A 16,125-nucleotide genomic window follows, 5' to 3' on the forward strand; every position below is an offset into this window, starting at 1 on the left:
GACTGTTTCCCGGCATCCAGCCCTGATTTATTGCAAAAACCGGTCCATCATTGCTTGGGACCTTTTCTGTCCATCCAACTGGACGGCATCGCGATGCAGGAGAATCAAACGCTCGGCCTCCGAAAGACCGGTGCGATGCAGATCGGCTTCCACGTCATCTCTCTGCATTTTAGCCATGAGCGGACCGGGTTGCAAAATCGTTACCCGCTGGCGAACACCCCGCAGCTTTTCCTCACCCAGTGTTATCCAGTCACCGGCGCAGTAGCCGGCAAAGGCATGGCTGGCCACCACTTCGCTTGCATATTTCTTGGTGAGCAACTGAAGCCTTACCACTTCATTGACTGCCGAACCGAAGGCTGAAAACGTCAACCGGTCACGCAGTCCGACATTGCCGAACATCACATTGCCGACATGCAGGCCGAGGCCGTAGCCGATAGGGGCCGCACCCTTTTTCCGACGCTCCGCGTTTAGGTCCGCCAGCCGCGACTGGGCCACACGAACAGCCGAAAGTGCCGCCTGACAAGCCTGCCGGGACGGGTCCTTGTGCCGGTCGCAAGGATACACGGCCAGAAACCCATCGCCCAGGAAACTGAGGATCTGCCCGCCATTGCGGTTGAACGGTGCAGCAATCGCATCGAAAAAATCATTCAACGTATCGATATAGGCTTGGCGGCCTTCTTTTTCGGCCAGCATGGTCGATTGGCGCATGTCGCCGACAACAAGTGCTGCCCGGATGGTTTCGCCATCACCCCGGCGGATCTGGCCATTCAGCACCCGCTTGCCGGCATCGCCCCCCAGATAGGTGGTCAGCATATTGTTGGAAAGCTTGCTGAGTACAGCCATTTTGGCGGCAACCGCCAGATGATTTTGAATGCGCAGCAACGCGGCAATCATCTCTTCGCTAAAGCCGTCCTTGGCATCCGTGGACCAGGAACCCAACATGCCCTGCACGGATTGATCACCGAAGGGCTGCATGAAGGCAAGATAATCGGTGACATTCTCCTTGCGCAAATCCTCGAAGATCTCGAATTCAACGGGACCTTCGGCGGGAATGCGCCGGCGCAAATAATCGAGATCCCGGCTCAGCAATTGATAATAGGGGCTCTGTAAAAACATATCCGTATTGTCGGCATCGTGACGATAGCCTTCAATCATCAGCCCGCTTTGTGGCCGCCAGGTAAAGCCAACCGCTTCGTAAAGCGGATGCAGCATGGCAAAGGACAAATGGACCCGAACGATTGGCAGACCGGCGGCGGCGATCCGGTCGCAAAAGCCCCGAACGATATCCTCGAGAGTGCTACCGGAAAGGGCTGCCTGTGTCAGCCAATCGGCGACTTTCTCCATGAAGATCGCCGAGACCGGTGCCGATGTAGTCGCCATGGAAGGTCCTATCAAAAAGACGTGTCGTTGAAAAACAGGCCATGGCCGGGTTCATGATAGGAAATAGGGATCTCCGCCACTCCAGACAATGGCAGCCAACGTCCACAATGCCTTATATACAGCATGTTTCAACAAACGGGAATCGGGACGATACTGTAGTTTTGTTTTCGCATCGGATTTTTTCGCCGCAGGTTATGTTTTGCCAACCTCGGAAAGATTGAGCGCATTGCGTGTCGCCTCATTCAGGATGAAGACTTTTAGCGGCTCCGCACGACCGCGAATGGAAATTTCCCGTCCGGCGCTTTCCGGCACCGCCAGACCCGCCAGAGTAGCGACCGGTTCGGAAATCACCAGTTGGGTTTCGAATTCCTTGGCCACCGATTCCAGCCGGCTGGCGACATTGACGGTATCACCAATGGCTGTGAGATTACGAACGCTGCCGTAACCCAGTGTTCCCACCACAGCCGGACCCGTATGGATGCCAATAGCGATCCTGAGCGGCACCGTCAGTTCATTGGCCAATTGCCGGTTCAACTCCTCAAGACCGGCAATGATACCGCTTGCCGCCTTCAGGGCCTGGCGACAGGCGGTCTCAGTCGAACCTGTGACGCCGAAAAGCGCCATCGCGCCATCGCCGATGAATTTATCCAGCCGCCCTCCTGCCTCTTCCACGGCATGACCGACCACGGCGAAATAGCGGTTCAGCAGAAAGACGATGTCGAAAGGCAGCCGAGTTTCCGTCAGCATCGTGAAATGCCGCAGGTCACAGAACAGTACGGCAATATCGCGTTCGCGGCCCGGAACCACTTCATGACTGCTATCGATCGTGGCGCTTTGCGGCATCGCCACCATAAGGGGCATGACTGTGAGGTTCGCCCTGGGCCGAAGCTGGCAGGCAAGCCGCACACCGGGGCCAGCCTTGATCCGGTTGAGCGTACCCTGTTCCAGCGTTTCAGCGGGCGGCAACAGCTGCTCTCCATCGATAACCTGGACGCGGCAGGTCGAGCACTGGCCCTTGCCGCCGCACACGGCATAATGCGGTTGACCAGCCAGTCGGCTGGCCTCAAGCAGCGTGAAGCCGCGGGGCACGCTGACAGCCTCGCCGTTCGGATAGCGGACGGTGATAAGGTGCGCCCGCTCGTTCATTCTGCGGGCGACACGCAGGGCGACAACCATGCCGATAGATAGGAAAAACAACCCATAAAGTGACAAGCGGATAATCTGGATCCACCCTGCTTCGCTGTCCGTCAATGCGGTCGGGTCATAGTAACCGCCTGGATAACCGCTCAACCAGAAGGCTGGGCTGGCAATCGTGCGGCCCATCTCGACAAAGCCAAGCAGGGACAGGATCGGCAGCAGAATGGCCACCGTCAGCAAACCCGCTTTGGACGATTCATACCATGGTCGGAACCGCAGCCAAAAATGGATTCCGATACAACCGTGCAGCCATAAAATGACAATGGCGAGCGATTGGCGCCATCCATCAACAGGCGACGTGGTCCACATGGAATGGACGACCGTCTGATAATTGTCACGCAGATGAAAGAGCGAGGAGGCAATCCTGGTCGCAACAATATGGTCGATGATCAATAGCGGCACCACCAAGCCAAGCACGATCTGCAACGCTTCGGATTTCGGCATGGTAAAGCTGCGGCGGATATAGACGGCGCGTAACACCAGACCCATGTGGGTGAGCAAAGAACCGTAAAGCAACACTGTGCCCGGAGGGGTACGCCAAACACCCAGAAACCACAAACGGGCGCGATCGGCAAAATCCACCGAAATCAACCCGGTGGCATGATTGGCCATGTGCATGGCGAGGAACAGGAAAATCACCAGCCCCGAACCAAGCCGGGCCTTGCGTATCCGGCGTTCCGACCAGAGGCTTTTTTTGACGTCCACGGCCATAGGTTTCAGTTCTTCAAAGCCACTTTCCGAAGATCCAGCAATGGCAGTTTTGACAAGACCTGTAAATCACCGCCGGGTTTCCTGATTGATTTTATCGATTGTATGACCAACACGGAAATCAAGTTTCCGAATTTTTGCCTGTGCTATCAGATATCGAGTGCAGTCAGATATCGAGAAGCATTCCGTCACGAGCCATAAGCGTCGCTGGAAACGCCTCCTGCGCCAATCGTTCCAGCAGTGCCATTTCGCTGTCGGTGCGCCATGGGGCGTGATGGAACAGCAACAATCGGCCCACATTTGCCTCCTGGGCCAATTTCACGCCCTGCTCCCAGCTCGAATGGCCAAACCCTCGATAACGCTGCATTTCCGCTTCGGTAAAGGCGGCGTCGTAGACCGCAATATCGGCATTGGCCATCAGCGCCAGCGCTGTCGGATCGAGTTCGCCGGGCTGATGTTCTATGTCAAACACCAATGCCAGCACCTTACCTGCCCATTCCACCCGGTAGCCGATGCAACCGCCCGGATGATTGAGCGTAAATGTGCCGATGGAAATACCAGGACGAGGCGTCAGAATATCTCCGGCACGAAAATCATGAAACTGCAGAGAGGCCTTGCAGATATCCATTTTCACGGGAAAATAGGGCGGACTGACGAATTGATGGATCATCTGATCCGTCGTCATGCTACCGGCAAGGTGGCCGGACCAGATATTGACGGTGATCTCAGGATTGTAGATCGGCTTGAAAAAAGGCAAGCCGATAATGTGATCGTAGTGACAGTGGGAAAAAAACAGGTCGACATTGCTGGTCTTGTCTCCCATCATATCCAGACCGGCCTGACGAATGCCGGAGCCGGCATCGAAAATGAGCCTGTGTTCGCCGCAGCGCACCTCGATACAGGGCGTGTTCCCGCCATAAACATCGAATTCCGCGCCGCAGACCGGGATACTGCCGCGAACACCCCAGAATTTCACCTGAAACACGCTACTGTTCACTTTTATCCAAAGAGTTTCGGTCGCGGGATTAGGACGATTGGTTTTGGACCGGTTACCAATACATCATTCCTGAAATTACCAAGGATGCAAAGGGAAATGTCAGGTGCCTTATATCTGCCAGTGCGACTTTCTCAAAATTGCTTGCAGGGGTTTAGCCATACTCTGTCCTATCGATTATCCGACGCAATCGAATTTCTCCAATTCCGCTTCATATTCCCGCGCACCATCGTCCTTGGCGAAAAGCACACAGGGACCGTTCGAGCCTCGTGGATCATAGGAAAACCCTTTACTGGCAAGGGCCATGGTAATATCGCGTACCCCAGAAAGGCCATAGAGATGGTCATGCAATTCAAGAAAAATACGCTCTATACCTATAAGCGCTGCATTCCCTAGCAAATCGCGCTCTGCACCTTCTATGTCCATTACCAACACGTTTATCGCATAAGTCTCTATAAAATCATCGATATTCTGCGAAGTAATCGAAATTTTCCGCTCATAAGGCCCCTGGTTGATATCCATCGAAGACATCCACAAATCTTTGCGGATATAAAACGAGTAAGACTGAGGTATACCTGCGGTCAACAATCCGTGCTGCAATACCACATTGGCAATATCATTGGCAGCAATGACGCGATGGGCGAGAGCCGCCGTCACGGGATTTGCCTCAAAGGCCCAAACCTGCACACCAGGAACTCGTGCTATAAGCGAGGTGATCACTCCTAGCCCTGAGCCCAACTCCAATATTCTGTCATTCTGCCTAACAGCCCTTGAGACCCATTTGGCTTCCTTGGCCTCATAGCTGCTGCTGGTTAATGCCTCCCAAATCACCGGGGATACATCATCGGGCGCAAGAGGGACCGATACACCATGTACGTTTAGCATGTTCGTGCAGTATTCCATTTCTACTCGGATTGGTCATATTCAGTATGATCCAAACAAACTCGCGGTTTTGTCTCGTTTTTCTTTTCAGAAAGTCCAACCCACTTTCCTGCCAAGGTCTAGGGCCTCGAAAACTACGCCTACCCTTATCGTGTAAATCCCCTCAATTTAAAAGGCAAAATTCCAGAGATTTTAGAGCCGGCTTCGATTGAATGCGACACAATTATTGCGAGCATACACCACTACGAACACTCCTCAGAGATTATCTCCTGGTGATTTTTCTCGTCACGAAGATGCATTAGGAAACTAACCGGCTCCGGCCGACCAATCAGGTATCCTTGAACCTGTTCGCACCCTAGGCGTTTCACGCATTCAAATTGTTCTTCCGTTTCTACACCTTCGGCTGTTGTAGTCATACCAAGGCTCGCCCCAATCCCCGTAACCAACTCAGCGATAGCAAGAGCATCAGCCCTTGTCGTCACGTCGCGAATGAAAGATCGGTCAATTTTAAGCTTGTCGAATGGGAAGCCTCTAAGGCTGCCGAGTGAGGAGTAACCGGTGCCGAAATCATCCATAGCAATCTGAATTCCGATTGCTTTCAACTCTCTCAAGGTCAAAAGTGTCAGCTCGTTCTTATCAAGCAGAACAGATTCGGTGATTTCCAGTTCAAGCCGATCTGGAGCTAGACCACTAACATCAAGCGCAGACAAAACGGTTTGGACCAGCACCTTGCTGCGAAACTGAACTGGTGACAAATTGACGGCGATTTTGAGATTGCCGCGCCAACTTGCCGCCTCCTTGCAAGCTTTACGTAAAACCCATTCTCCAAGTCCGTCGATCACACCGATCTTTTCCGCAACCGGAATAAAATCGACAGGTGAAACCGATCCGCGGTGTGGATGGGTCCAACGTAATAGCGCCTCGTAGCCGCAAACCTCACGCGTCGCGGTCATCGCCAATGGTTGGTAGAAGACTTCCATTTCGCCGTTTTGCAAAGCCGTTTGCAAATCCGCCTCAAAAGACTTTCGGTCTTTTAACCGCGTCTGCATCTGGCTCTCGAACACACAGGCGTGGCTGGGGCCCAAGGCCTTGGCTTCATAAAGAGCAAGGTCAGCGCGCTTGAAAAGCTCATCTGTATCCGGCTCCTCATTAAAGATCGCCACGCCGACACAGGTGCCGATTTTGATCTCCTGGTCTCCGACCTTATAAGTCACACCAAGCTCGTTCATAATTTGCTTGGCAAAATCCAGAGCCAGTGGCTCGGAAAGGCCCGCAGACAAAATAGCAAACTCATCCCCTCCCAGACGGCAGACGAGATCGCCAAGACCTTTGATTTCCGCCAATCGACCTGCGACCATTTGCAGTAGAGCGTCACCGATGTCGTGACCAAGCGTGTCATTCACATCTTTGAACCCATCGAGATCCAGCAGCAGGATAACGGCAACCGGTCCTCCATCCTTGGCAGCGACCAATCTTGCTTCTAAATCCTGGCGAAACAGAATGCGATTCGGCAAACCGGTCAGAGAATCATGATGTGCGACATATTCCAGGCGATTGTTTTGCGATTTCAACTCCCATGACGCAGATCGCAGATCGTCCGTCAGGCGCTGCATGCGTCGATGGGCTTTGTCCAGAAGGCCGTTATGGCGCAAAAGCAAGGCGACAAGGACAATGCCACACAAGATAAGCCCGCCAGCAAGCGCGGTATAAACGAAATGAAGATGTCGCAATTCGGCCTGGGCAGCGCCGATCTTGCCAACATCGGCTTCGACAGCAGTGGATGCCAGCGCCGTGATTGGTGCATCCAGAAGCTCCATTTTCCGCAGGATTGATTTAATCTCCTCCACGTCTAATGTTTCGAAGTGCGCATTGAGCAGTTCGAGAACGTCGCGAAGTTTAACGATTAAGTCTTTGCGTTGCGCATCTTCTTCGATGAAACTCCGCAAATTCCCCTGCTCAAACAACTCCAATCGGCCCAACATAATATCCAGCCGAAGACGAACTTCTTCACGATCGAATTCCCCCACCCCAAGGGCAAGAGTCGCCAGTCGATGTTCGAGCCTCATATACTCGGAAACAGTCTGGCTTACGGCCCATGAATCATTATAGCGGGCAAATTTCTCCAGGGTCGTTTGACGCACGGCTATAACATAGGCGATATAACCGGTAGCCAAGACGAAACAACATATGATCGCACCAAGAAAACGCCTCACACTACGCCTCTATTCTACAATAAGTTTAGAAACCTGCCATGCCGAACGGGTATAATAAATCTGACTCTGAAGTTGAGGATCGCTGTCATAGGGGTAAACGATGAAGAGCGGTCCTTTGTCCCGCACAGGCATATAATTCCCGTCTCGTTTGAAAGCGAGCAAAACATTGAATCGGTTGAAATCGTCGCGCGGAATTGTCGTCACATAATCGTTAAGAGCCACCGCCTTCACCTTGGTCCCCTTGGCATCGACAAAATCCATAAGCGTTTTAAGCGGAACACCTTCAAAAACTGTACGCCCTTCATACCACGGATTGGTGGTTTTAATCACTGTAGAACCAATGGCTTCCAGCATGCCAAGATCAAAAGCAGCTCCCTCCGCCGTATTGCGGTTTTCAATATTGCCGGAAATAACTAGGATAGGCTTGCCTTTCGGCTCAGCGAATGTTCCCGCCAGCGCCATCGAAACGGGAGCGACCGACAGCACGATATAGGCCCAAAGGCGGACGAATCTCATTATAATTCTCCTGACGATCAATCGCTAAAGCAAGGACGACAACACCATTTGGAATTCGAAGAGCGTTTTGCCACAGTCGTGACCGTCCGGCATGTTGGTTCGGTAACTTTTCACTTATTTCATACAAGAGTTTACAAGTGCAATAAAGCATCCAAGGGTGTCTACCGAAGACAGATCGCAACGCAGCGTATTGTAGATTGAAGCGGATCTTTGCGAGAAAAATCAGTTTCGCGTCATCAAAGTTAAAATCAGCAAGACGCGATCACGTTTCACCGAAAATTACTTAGATCGAATCATATATGAGAAAATTCGCAGATACCAGAGGGATCGTTGATTTGCCTAGCCGACCGATTGGCAACGGCAATTTTTCAGAGCAACGCCCGACAGACGGTTTGCTCATCGCTCCCCAGCGTACGGAGCAATCCAAGCAATGTCCTGACGTGACAAGAGTGATGATCTGTGAGCAGAAGAACATGTGAAGCCGGGCATTTGAATGGCGAGCAATCCGCTCTACCATCGGCATGAAGTACACATAATATCTGGTGGTTAACGACCGACTCGGCCTGGCCGCCTGTAAATTCCTTCAATCGGATACAATTTTACAGAAGCAGGCAGAAAAATTAAAGCACGACAGTCTCTTTTGGGCATTTTATCGAGCGCCCAAAAGAGACTGTCGTGCTGTATTCGCAAGGATTGATTCCAAGGCTCACTAATTGGCGGTTTCCCCTGAAAAACTTCAGAGGATAGAAACGGCGAAGATGGTCAAACCATCTTCGCCGTCTGCCACTTACCAGAGCTTTTTGATAAAGTTCACTTGCAGATAATCACCCTTGAATGAATTCCTGTTGTAGACATCCGTCAGGTATTTGATGGTCACGGTCGCACGCTGTGAAGGAAAATCAACCGCGACGATGGGACCAAGGCGTATGGATTTATGCCGTCGTCCGTCCAAGGCTAGATTGGCCGGAGAGCCATCATCATCCTGGACCTGCCATTTGACATTGCCAGCAAGACCGAACTGGTAGCGATTATACCGTTCTGTAACGGCGAAATCGGCCGAAAGATAATCACCGTCGCGATAGGTGAAACCGCCCGTCGAGTCATCGCGGTCGAAATTGTGATTGTAGAAGATACGGGTCGAAAACTCCGTCCCTTCCAAAAGAATAGGCCGGGTTCGATAGGTCATGGCGACGTTTGGAGACAAAACCCAGTTACTGAAGCCTGGATTGCCAACCTTTTCATTGTCAAACAAGCCCATTGGTATGGTGACACCAACACCAAGACCCAGGGTGAAACCAACCGGCATCGGCGGAATGAAATCGGCAGCGGGCTTTGGTTGGCCAGGAGCGCCAGGAGGCGGGCCTTCATACCAGCTCTTCGACCAGAAGAAGATATCGGAATAGGCGTCGAACCAACCGGTATTTTTGGAAGACAGATTGGCTGGCGTTGTTTTTGTAATCGTCAGATCGTGCTCTCCGTAAACGAAGACCAGAGACGACGCCATTCGCCCGCCAAAAATCTCTCCGTCATAGACGTAAAGCCCACCCAACTGCCCCTGAAAAAGCCTTTCGCTTGTATCAGGGAACATCGAATTTCCGCTATTGTCACGCAGAGAGTTCCGCCAACTGCCCCAACTGCCACCGACTGCATAGAAGCCAGCCTCAGGCGGCAATTCCGCAGCCCTTATATCCGTAGAGGCGCCCGGTGTGGACGTCTGATAAAACTCGGCAGCAAAGGCCTGCCCACCTTGAGAAGCCAATAGGCAAGTGCCCATCAGCAGAACCGCAAAATCTAACCGTCTATTTCCCATAAACTTGTCCCACTTTCCCAGCCAAAATAATAGGCCACCCCAAATCCGGCTCTGTCGAATCGCCCTGGGATTCGCTCCATAGTAAATCCCAGACCACCCTAACCGCCTCTTCTTGCTCCAAGCTTGCAAAGAAACATCACAACTCCTTAAGGTAGCAATATATTTAAGAGGTTGCGCATGGAGAAGCGTGTTAAAGCGAAGCTGAGTACGTCACAGAGGATGCACTAAACCTGCGCCTGGTTCGCTTCGTCTCAATGAAGCCCGACCAGTTCCCGCTTGATGGTCACAGGCTCCTTCAACGCCATACCGAATATCGACCAGATGGCGAAGACGCCGGCTCCCAGCAGCGTAAAAGCTGCAAAACCCGCCATTGCTCCGATCATTCCGCCGGAGGCAGCGGAGACAGCGCCAACCACGAGGGGGCAAATGAACTGGCCGATGAAAAACATCGACGTCCAGATTCCGGAGGCCCTGCCTCGATAAACATCCGGCAGCCGCGCCATGGTGAAGGCCAAAACCAGAGGCAGCGAAATACCGCAGCCAATATTATTGATGAACATGCCAACGATTCCGCCCATCAATGACGTCTGGGTATAGAGCAGGATGAAACCGATACCCTGCAACACCATGGCCGCCGACAAGAGCACACCGATGGAACGTCGCGCCTGAGACCGGAACAACAGGGTTCCTGCGACGACACCGAAAGACCCGGCAGCGCTGGCAAGACCAAGCACGCTTGGCTCGACAATGCCGCGCTCGGCAAGCAGCAGGGACACATGGACCGGCATCACGTAGAAGAGCATGCCGCAGATCATCGTCAAGACGAGGCAAACGATAAACCGCGTGTTGAAAAGCCCGCCTTCGGCGTCCCGCGTATCCCCGGGCATGTCAGTTGGACGGCTCGATGAGTCCACGCGTGACGGCTCGAACAACACCATCAGGATAAGCGGAATGAACAGCGCCGTGGCACCATAGACAAGGAACGGTACGCGCCAACCGTAACCACCCAGAAATCCTGCCAGCACGAAACAAACGGTTGCGACAAAAGAGGCCGACCCGAATTGCAGAGATAGCCAGTGCGCCCGACGTTCGCCTGCAAAATAATCGCAGATCAGGGCCGTCCCTGCCGTCATGACACCCGCTTCGGCGATACCAACCACAACTCTCGATGCGATAATTGTATAAAGGCTATCCAGCCAGACTGGCATGACGCCGGCAATGGCGTAAAACAGCATGGAATAAAACAATAGCGTCTTGCGACCGATTCTATCGGCAAGTATCCCGGCAACCGGGGCAAGCAGCGCCACAAATAGTGCCGGCGTGACGAGGGCGATCGGAGCAAGCAGCGACGCATTCGCCTCCGAGGAAAAATGCTGGATGATCTGCGGCAAGACCGGCGCGAACAATGTCGATCCGATCGGCGCCAGCCAGGCCATTGAGATGAGTAACACTCCTTGAGGTATACCGGCGGCTCTTTGCATGTCTCTCCTCCTCCATAAATACCCAGATCTTCAAGACTGGTCGCAATCCGCACACAGAAAATCGATGCGGGGCAGCCTGCCCTACAATCTGTATTGTTTCGAAATGAGGTTCCGCGAATTCAGGCAATCCATTTCAGCTCACGCACTCGCCTCCAAGCTGACTGGTTGATCAAACTGGATCCACCTCTCTTGCAAAAGCTGCAGCGCCGAACGCGTTACCTGTCACACCAAAGACGCCGCCCTATTCTCAAATTGATGCCCCCCCAAAAGCCGAGTCCGGCTCCAGGAATTATGAACATGGACATCAGGCTGAATGCGATGCTGCGACGTGATCTCCTTCCCCTCCCAACACAATTGCGTCAGGACCTCCTCATTTCTTTGCATATTGAGGAATATCAAATCGCTAGTCAACAAAAATTATTATATTTTGATAATATCGAAAGAATTTCTAATTATGCGTGCATTGTTTCGAATATAAGAGGCAAACACTGATGGTATAAAATGCTCAAACCCACCGGGAATTTAGCTTGTCAGCAAGGATTGAAGATGCCGGCAACAAAAGCATCGCCAGCCGCCGTTCAGTGGAGTCATCGAAATCGCTGGCACGGACGATCAGGCTGAAGCTGGCATTGATTGCCCCTTGCGCGCAGGTGACGGGCACAGAAATGCCAACAAGACCCTGGTCCACTTCTCCACGCGTCACCGTAAAGCCGCGCTTACGGATGGCGGCCAGTTCAGATGCGATATCGTCAAATGCCCGGTCCACTCCCTCCGCGCCTTTAATGATCTTGCTCAGCTTTGCCCGCGGCAATTGTGCCAGAATGGTTTTTGACGTGGCACCGCGCAACAATGGCATGGGCCTGCCTCGCTCATAGCTGGTGGCGATATCGGTGGCGGGGCTACGATCATCGGCAACGCAAATCACCTGGTCGCGATACAGCCGTGCGATGACCGCAACACAAGGAAACTGAACGGCAGACACAACGTCACGCAACAAGGGCACGCCCTCGCGGATCAGCGGATCGGAAAGGCGAAGACGTCGATCAAATTCGATAAAAACCGCGCCGAGGCGATAATGACCTTCCCGGGAAGGATCTAGAAACCCTTGTCCGACCAACTCCCGTACCGTGCGGTAGACGGTGCTTCCAGGCACATCCAGCCGCTCTGCGATATCCTGTATGGTCCACTCGGACGTCTTCTCGTCGAATAGCCTCAAAATATCGACAAAGCGTCCCAGTCCGGCCATGCTTTTCCTCAGAAAGCTGAAAGAATCCCAATATCAGGCAGTTTCTGACTCGCATTTCGAGCCTGGCAAGTCAATCGCCAGCCTGAAGCAGATTTGAATTCCTATAGGCCGCAACACGCATGCCAACACCGGCAATCATTCTCTACTGGTAAATTTGGCTTTCCTGGCAAATTTGGGTTCTCTTGGAAAATGCGAGATCGGTCAGGCTATGCTGAAGCGCTCTGACAATGCTTTTCGGGCTCGATTGACCCGGCTTTTTACAGTTCCCACCTCGCAACCACAGGCAAGGGCGGTTTCATCGTAACTTGCGCCGCTCGCCACCATCAGCAGGGAACGCCGCGATGCTTCCGGCAAATGCTGCATAGCCAGACCGAGATCGGCGTATAGAACCACCCATTCCTGTGGTGGCTCCATCACCATGCGCAGGTTAAACTCGTCATCCATTCCAACATGCTCACGCTTGCGCCTGTTATAGGCCGTATAGAAAGCGTTGCGCATGATTGTGAACAACCAGGATTTCAACGCCGTACCGGCTCGAAATTGTGAGGACGAGTTCAAGGCTCTGAGAATGGTGTCCTGAACCAGATCTTCGATATCGCCATTGGGGCCGACCAGCCGCTTTGCGAAACGTTGCAATGCGGGTAGATGCGCCTCTATTTCGGCGTGAACAGCCGTTGTAAATGCCATCGCGCCGCCATTGCCAGCGCTGCCCTCGAAAGTTGCCATGAAACAGATCTCCTTCTGCGGGCATCAACGAGCACAGGGCCAGGTTGTTTCTGTACGATACCGCACGAAAGAACTGTGACAGTTGCTATCAGGATCCTTTTCATGAGAACAAAAAAGGCCGCACATTGGCGGCCTTTCAGGGAAAAGAAACCTTTCGCAATGGAGAAAGGTTCGTCCAAAGATCACGCTGCCTTGCGTGCGCTTTTCTTGTTGGCGCTACCTTCGCCAAGCGCCGTTAGTTTTTCGTCCGTGGCGATTTCTTCCTTCAGGGTCGCGTCCAACAAAGCAGCGGCCTCCTTCATACCGAGCTGCAGTGCCCAGGCCTTCAACGTGCCATAGCGGGCAATTTCGTAATGCTCGACTGCCTGCGCCGACGAAATCAAGCCAGCGTCCAGAGCCGGAGACCCCTTGAAATCTTCCATGATTTCTTCGCCTTCGGCGATGATGCCCTGGATTGCCTCGCAGGTCTTGCCCCGGGCATTCTTGCCCAGAAGTTCAAAGACCTGTTCAAGCCGCTCGATCTGGCCTTGGGTTTCTTCGCGATGATGAAGAAATGCGTTCCGGCCCTCTTCCGATTGGGCTGCGCGTGCCATTTTCGGCAAGGCCTTCAAGATTTGCTTCTCAGCAAAGTAGATGTCCTTAAGCGTATCCAGGAACAGGTCGTTCAATGTTTTCTCAGCCATTTTTTCCTCCGGGGAATGGTGCAATTCCTTGGCGTCTTTCCTGTGGCTTTCGTCTGGAACTGCGTGAAAAGTCGGGACGCTTTTTGAAGGCTCCCATGTAGGCCACCCTTCCCAAACCAGGGTTGCAACCTAAAAGTTCCCCGAAATATCCGGCAGGAAACCCGGCGGGTGAAATGGCACCGCAAATAGCCGTTCAACGCAATGACACCGAAATACCAAACACCATCGTCTTTGCCACGGCTTGTTTGACCGGATTTGGGAACCCGAACGCGCTTTCGCAGTTCAATATGAAACCAGGCACGCCACAACATGCGCCCACACCAAGACCGCGCCTCAAAGACGGGCGCGCCAAAGGCCTTGGTGAATGTGGCAAGCCCAGGCGAATTAAGGAAAGGAACCGGATGGACAGGATTGCCGCACAGTATAGCGAAAAACCGGATACCGATGAGATGAAGGCAGCGGTTTTCACCGGGCCGGGACAGATCAACATCGTATCCAATACTCTGCCGCAACCCGGACGGAGCCAAGTACGAATCAGGCTGGAGGGCTGTGGTATCCTCGCTTGCGACCCTCTCTCTCGCGATGGACAAGAGCGAACGCTGACATCTGCCGAACCGGTAGGATTGGATGGCGAAGGATGGGGCGTTATCGACGCCATCGGTCCCAATGTCAGAAGCCTGTCGGTCGGAGACCGGGTGGCGTCACTTGTGCGGTCCGCTTATGCCAGCCACCATCTGGCCGATGCAGACAGCGTCATTTCCCTTCCCCCATTGCTGGATGGCATGCCGTTTCCAGGCAGGTCCCTGAGCCGAGCGATGAACATCTTTCGCCGTGGCGATATCAAAGCCGGACAAAGGGTGGCCATTATCGGCATAGACTTTGTCGGCGCCCTTCTCGTCCAGCTCGCCTCAAGAGCCAAGGCGCATGTTACAGCCATTTCGCGCCGTTCAGCATCCTTGGCAGTGGCCAAGCGTATGGGAGCGGCAGAGGCATTTACCATAGACGAGCATGGTGCGGCGGACGATCCCATGCGGATCATCGAAACCGTGCATGAGCTTACGGGCGGATATCTTTGCGACCGGGTAATCGACGTTACCGGCGAGAGCGGGCTGGTCGACCTGGCGGATAAATTGACCAACTCGGCAGGTCGCCTGATCATGGCCGGTCGCCAACAGTCCGACCCGCGCGGAGGAATTATACAGTCATGGAAAAAGCGCGAAGCCGCAGTAATCCAGACAGATAAACACAGTCACGGAATCGGCCCAGACATCAGCCAGGAAATCTGCGTCGATGGCATGCTTGAAGCGGTGGCGGCAATCATGGACGGACGGCTCGATCCCACATCCCTTTATACCCATCGCTACCGACTGGAGGAGTTGGGTCAAGCGCTGATCGCCGCCCGCGACCAGCCGGATGGATTTATGAAAGCACTGGTGATCTATTGATGAGTGACAGAATTTTGAAAAATGGCCGCGCGGCTGAGGATCGCGCCGTTTCAGTGTCGCCGATCCTTGCGCCAAACCATGGTGGCCGAACCGGTATGGAGACAGACATGCCTGTGCGTAATCGTCTTCTGGGCCTGCTGGCGCCTGATGATCTCGCCGCTATCGCGCCCGCTCTCGAACCTGTCGATTTACCGCAAGGGCTGATCTTGTCGCAGCCTCACGACATCGACCACTCCTGTTATTTCCCTCTCTCGGGCGTCGGCTCGACGGTGATCGTTTCTCCGACTGGCAACCAAAGCGAGGTCGGACTGTTTGGCCGCGAAGGCATGTCGCCCGCCTCTGCCCTGCTGGACAGTGACCGCAATCCCTGCCGGGTGATCATGCAGGTCGCAGGGACTGGGTTACGCCTGGAAACAGGCCGATTGGTTGGCTTGATGGATAGCAGGCCAACCATGCGCCGCCTGCTGCTGCGATGGGCCTATGTGGTCAATATGCAAATGGCCTTCACGGCCCAGTCAAACGCCATTCACTCTATCGATAAGCGGTTGGCACGCTGGATCCTGATGTGCCACGATCGGCTGGATGGGGATGAATTATCGCTGACTCATGAATTTCTGTCGATCATGCTGGCCGTACGGCGCTCGAGCGTCACCGCCTCCTTGCACGTGTTGGAAGGCGAAAGATTGATTTATGCGGAACGCAAGGCAATCCGCATTCGCGACAGAGTAGGTCTCGAAACCTTTGCCGCCGATGCCTATGGTCCCGTAGAGCGAGAATATCAACGGCTGTTAGGGCCGATGGGAGATCCGCCGCTTGAGGTTTGACTGAGAGCATATCGGCGAGA

Annotated in this window: 13 protein-coding genes; 2 read left to right on the plus strand and 11 right to left on the minus strand. The window is 53.5% G+C overall.

From position 1 onward, the window contains the following. Positions 1-27: 27 nt before the first annotated feature. From IEI95_RS04495 to IEI95_RS04545, 11 genes are all read right to left on the minus strand, one after another. Entirely contained in the window at positions 28-1,380 is a 1,353-nt protein-coding gene (locus IEI95_RS04495) for an adenylate/guanylate cyclase domain-containing protein (RefSeq protein ID WP_194416022.1), read from the minus strand. A gap of 192 nt (positions 1,381-1,572) precedes the next feature. Next, on the minus strand, positions 1,573-3,288 hold the full coding sequence (locus IEI95_RS04500; protein ID WP_156532177.1) for an adenylate/guanylate cyclase domain-containing protein: 1,716 nt from the start codon (positions 3,286-3,288) through the stop codon (positions 1,573-1,575). A gap of 163 nt (positions 3,289-3,451) precedes the next feature. Then, positions 3,452-4,282, minus strand: coding sequence for an MBL fold metallo-hydrolase (locus tag IEI95_RS04505; protein ID WP_071204006.1), 831 nt, complete (start codon positions 4,280-4,282; stop codon positions 3,452-3,454). A gap of 174 nt (positions 4,283-4,456) precedes the next feature. Continuing rightward, entirely contained in the window at positions 4,457-5,164 is a 708-nt protein-coding gene (locus IEI95_RS04510) for an FkbM family methyltransferase (protein WP_194416024.1), read from the minus strand. 239 nt (positions 5,165-5,403) lie between these two features. Further along, the gene (locus IEI95_RS04515) at positions 5,404-7,374 is read right to left on the minus strand and encodes a putative bifunctional diguanylate cyclase/phosphodiesterase (RefSeq protein WP_194416026.1); all 1,971 of its coding nucleotides are present in this window, start codon (positions 7,372-7,374) and stop codon (positions 5,404-5,406) included. A 9-nt stretch (positions 7,375-7,383) separates the two neighbouring features. Beyond that, positions 7,384-7,890 (minus strand): oxidoreductase, encoded by a 507-nt coding sequence (locus tag IEI95_RS04520; RefSeq protein ID WP_156532175.1) that lies wholly within the window; start codon positions 7,888-7,890, stop codon positions 7,384-7,386. A 787-nt stretch (positions 7,891-8,677) separates the two neighbouring features. Then, on the minus strand, positions 8,678-9,829 hold the full coding sequence (locus IEI95_RS04525) for a SphA family protein (protein WP_012653937.1): 1,152 nt from the start codon (positions 9,827-9,829) through the stop codon (positions 8,678-8,680). Positions 9,830-9,951: 122 nt separating this feature from the next. Next, on the minus strand, positions 9,952-11,181 hold the full coding sequence (locus tag IEI95_RS04530; protein ID WP_012653936.1) for an MFS transporter: 1,230 nt from the start codon (positions 11,179-11,181) through the stop codon (positions 9,952-9,954). 505 nt (positions 11,182-11,686) lie between these two features. Next, positions 11,687-12,427, minus strand: coding sequence for an IclR family transcriptional regulator (locus IEI95_RS04535; protein WP_012653935.1), 741 nt, complete (start codon positions 12,425-12,427; stop codon positions 11,687-11,689). Between the two features lie 201 nt (positions 12,428-12,628). Further along, complete coding sequence (locus tag IEI95_RS04540) at positions 12,629-13,153, minus strand: sigma-70 family RNA polymerase sigma factor (RefSeq protein ID WP_234890988.1); 525 nt, start codon at positions 13,151-13,153, stop codon at positions 12,629-12,631. 182 nt (positions 13,154-13,335) lie between these two features. Further along, a complete protein-coding gene (locus IEI95_RS04545; RefSeq protein WP_070165407.1) occupies positions 13,336-13,836 on the minus strand; it encodes a YciE/YciF ferroxidase family protein in 501 nt (166 codons plus the stop codon). A gap of 401 nt (positions 13,837-14,237) precedes the next feature. Here IEI95_RS04545 and IEI95_RS04550 point away from each other — a divergent pair, with 401 nt between their 5' ends. Further along, a complete protein-coding gene (locus IEI95_RS04550) occupies positions 14,238-15,281 on the plus strand; it encodes an MDR/zinc-dependent alcohol dehydrogenase-like family protein (RefSeq protein WP_194416028.1) in 1,044 nt (347 codons plus the stop codon). After that, on the plus strand, positions 15,281-16,105 hold the full coding sequence (locus IEI95_RS04555; RefSeq protein ID WP_337738392.1) for a Crp/Fnr family transcriptional regulator: 825 nt from the start codon (positions 15,281-15,283) through the stop codon (positions 16,103-16,105). The genes IEI95_RS04550 and IEI95_RS04555 overlap by 1 nt, the downstream gene beginning before the upstream one ends. Positions 16,106-16,125: the final 20 nt, after the last annotated feature.

Source organism: Agrobacterium vitis (assembly GCF_014926405.1).
GTDB classification, from domain to species: Bacteria; Pseudomonadota; Alphaproteobacteria; order Rhizobiales; family Rhizobiaceae; genus Allorhizobium; species Allorhizobium vitis_H.